The following is a 2,840-nucleotide window of genomic DNA, read 5'->3' on the forward strand; positions in this document are numbered from 1 at the left end:
GGATCGGCGGCTGGGTCCAGGCGGGCTGCGGCGCGGTGAAGGTGGGGAGGATCGTTTCTCCCCGCGTCGAGAGGTATGGCTTGAGAACCCCGGCACCACCGCCCAGCGCCGCGGGATTCGTGCAGACCTGTTGCTGCCCTTCGAGGTGAAAAACCTTGTCCGCGGGAATTGGCCGTTCTGCGCGAAGGGCGTTGTAGGTAATCACGCAGCCGGTCTGGCGCTCGCTGCGACAGGGCGGAATCGCCTTGAAGGTTCCGCCCACAAGCTTGCCCACCGGAACCTGCACAAACCATCCGGGTAGGATCGCCGACACCAGCCGCTCTTGCATCGGCCGGGCGTCTACGCGCTCGCGGATCAAGTTGATGACCATGGCTGCGCCCTGCGAGTGCCCGATCAGGATCACGGACCGCCCGCTGTTGTCATGAGAGACGTAGTGGTCCCAGGCGGCGAGAACGTCAGCCTCAGCTGTTCTCCCAGCCCGTTCCTGAGCATCGGACGAGGGCTTCTCGAAGTCAGACTTCATCGAGGTGGCGGTGATCTGGCGGTAGAAGGGGACGAACAGTCGGCAGACGCTCGAGAGCCGCTGCACCTGTTGACGCACGGCCCGCCGTTCGGCCTCTGTCACGGCCGGCTCCGCCGTGAGGCCCGGACTCTCCGACACGGTCGGATAGACATAGAAACAATCGGCTTTGGGCGACGCGGCGGGCTGGAATGGTTCGGTCCATACCGCGCCGCTCGCTTCGAGGACGGCCGCGTCAAGATCGTCGCGACAAGCCCCGGGCAGGTTCGGTCGACACACCCAATGTCGGACGTCGGCATAGTCGAGGGGCATCGCGCTATCCGCTGGGGCCATCGCGACCGCGTCCTTGAAGGACAGACCGTGCGCGGCCAGGGCGACCGCGATGCTCAGCACCGTCTTCGCAAAATTGGACATCGGCCCCACCAATTGAAAAACTACACATGTAAATCACATCGATTGGCGAATGTCGATATGCGCTAACCAGCCCCGGATTCTCCCTTCGTTAACCATAGCCCGGCAAAATCCGCCTAGCTTCCAACCTTGCTCCACGCGTACCCCAAGAGGCCCCCGATGAACGGCGCCGAAGTTCTGGACGTCGGCCGCGACGCCATCTGGCTCACCATCCAGCTGTCGGCCCCCGTGCTCATCGTCGGCCTGGTGGTCGGCGTCGGCATCGGCCTGATGCAGGCGCTCACCCAGATCCAGGAAGCCACCCTGGTCTACGCGCCGAAGATCGTGGCGATCTTCATCTCGCTGCTGGTCTTCCTGCCGCTGATGGGCGCCCTGATGAGCGGCTTCATGCGCCAGATCGCCGCCCGCATCGCGGCGATGTAGCCGGGGGCCGATGGAGCACTACGCTGTCGCTTCCCAGGTCTATGCCGGAGGCCTGATCTTCGCCCGCATCGGGGCGATGATCATGCTGCTGCCCGGGTTCGGCGACACCACCGTGCCGCCGCGCATCCGGCTGTCCTTCGCCTTCCTGATGGCGCTGATGCTGATGCCGGTGATCGCCAAGGGCCTGCCGGTGCCGGGCACGGTGTCGGGGGTCGGGACGGCGGTGATCAAGGAGGTGCTGATCGGGCTGATGATCGGCGCCATCCTGCGGCTCTTCATGTCGTCCCTGGCGGCCGCCGGCGAGATCGTCTCGATCCAGACCACGCTCGCCTTCGCCCAGACCGCCGCCCCCGGCCAGGCCGCGCCGTCGACGACGCTCGGCACCTTCCTGGGCCTTATCGGCATCGTCCTGATCATGACCACCGACCTGCACCACATGTTCCTGGCCGGGATCGTGCGCTCCTACACGCTGTTCCCGTTCTCCCGCGACGTGCCGGTGGCCGACGCCGCCCAGCTGGCCATCGAGACGGTGTCAGGGTCGTTCCGCCTGGGCCTGCAGCTCGCCGCCCCGGTGGTGGTGTTCTCGCTGATCTTCAACATCGCCGCGGGCCTGGTCGGCCGGGTGATGCCGCAGTTCCAGGTGTTCTTCGTGGCCACGCCGCTGATGGTGCTGTTCGGGCTTTCGCTCTTCGCGCTCAGCCTGGGCACGATCGGCATGGTCTGGGTCAGCCGTTATCGCGAGCTGATCAGCCTGTTCGCGGCGGGCTGACATGGCCGAAGAGAACGACGCAGCCTCGAAAACAGAAGAGCCGACACCCGGCAAGCTTCAGAAGGCCCGCGAGAAGGGCGACGTCGTCAAGACGCCGGATCTCGCCTTGCTGGCCTCGTTCGCCGGGGCCGCGAGCGTGCTGGCCATTGCCGGCGGCTGGATGTCGAACAACCTGGCCAACGCCCTGCTGCCCTTCATCGCCCATCCGCATGACATGAACCTCGAAGGCGGCGGCGGGGTCGACATCGCCCGCCACAGCATGATGGCCGCCGCCCCGATCCTGCTGACCGTGCTGGTGGTGGCGGCCCTGCTGGGGACCGGCGGAAACCTGATCCAGACCGGGTTCATGTACAGCCCCGACAAGCTCAAGCCCGACTGGAAGAAGGTCTCGCCGATGGGCGGGCTGAAGCGGATGCTGGGTCCGGACGGCCTGATGCAGTTCTTCAAGTCGCTGGTGAAGATCATCATCGTCGCCTGGGTCGGCTATGTCGTGGTCAAGCCCTATGTCGCCCCGATGCAGGGCCTGTCGGCCATGGACCCGGCGGCGATCCTGCCCTTCGTCATCGAGATCCTCCGCAAGCTGGTCTTCGCCGTGGCCGGGCTGATGCTGGTCATCGCGGGCTTCGACTGGTTCTGGCAGCGCCAGCGCTTCATGAAGAAGATGATGATGACCAAGGAGGAGCTGAAGGAGGAGTTCAAGAACACCGAGGGCGACCC

General features: G+C 65.6%; 4 protein-coding genes. 3 read left to right on the forward strand and 1 reads right to left on the reverse strand.

Features of this window, described 5'->3' with window-relative positions; all coding sequences use genetic code 11:
- Positions 1 to 934, reverse strand: a 934-nt coding sequence (locus tag V6M52_RS11015) for a DUF3089 domain-containing protein (RefSeq protein ID WP_332701051.1), incomplete at its 3' end; no start/stop codon positions are given.
- A 156-nt stretch (positions 935 to 1,090) separates the two neighbouring features.
- Here V6M52_RS11015 and fliQ point away from each other — a divergent pair.
- From fliQ to V6M52_RS11030, 3 genes are all read left to right on the forward strand, one after another.
- Positions 1,091 to 1,354 (forward strand): flagellar biosynthesis protein FliQ, encoded by a 264-nt coding sequence (fliQ, locus tag V6M52_RS11020; protein WP_254836300.1) that lies wholly within the window; start codon positions 1,091 to 1,093, stop codon positions 1,352 to 1,354.
- A 10-nt stretch (positions 1,355 to 1,364) separates the two neighbouring features.
- A complete protein-coding gene (fliR, locus tag V6M52_RS11025; protein WP_332701052.1) occupies positions 1,365 to 2,123 on the forward strand; it encodes a flagellar biosynthetic protein FliR in 759 nt (252 codons plus the stop codon).
- A gap of 1 nt (position 2,124) precedes the next feature.
- Positions 2,125 to 2,840, forward strand: a 716-nt coding sequence (locus V6M52_RS11030) for an EscU/YscU/HrcU family type III secretion system export apparatus switch protein (protein ID WP_332701053.1), incomplete at its 3' end; no start/stop codon positions are given.

It is taken from the genome of Devosia sp., from assembly GCF_036676215.1.
Lineage (GTDB): Bacteria > Pseudomonadota > Alphaproteobacteria > Rhizobiales > Devosiaceae > Devosia.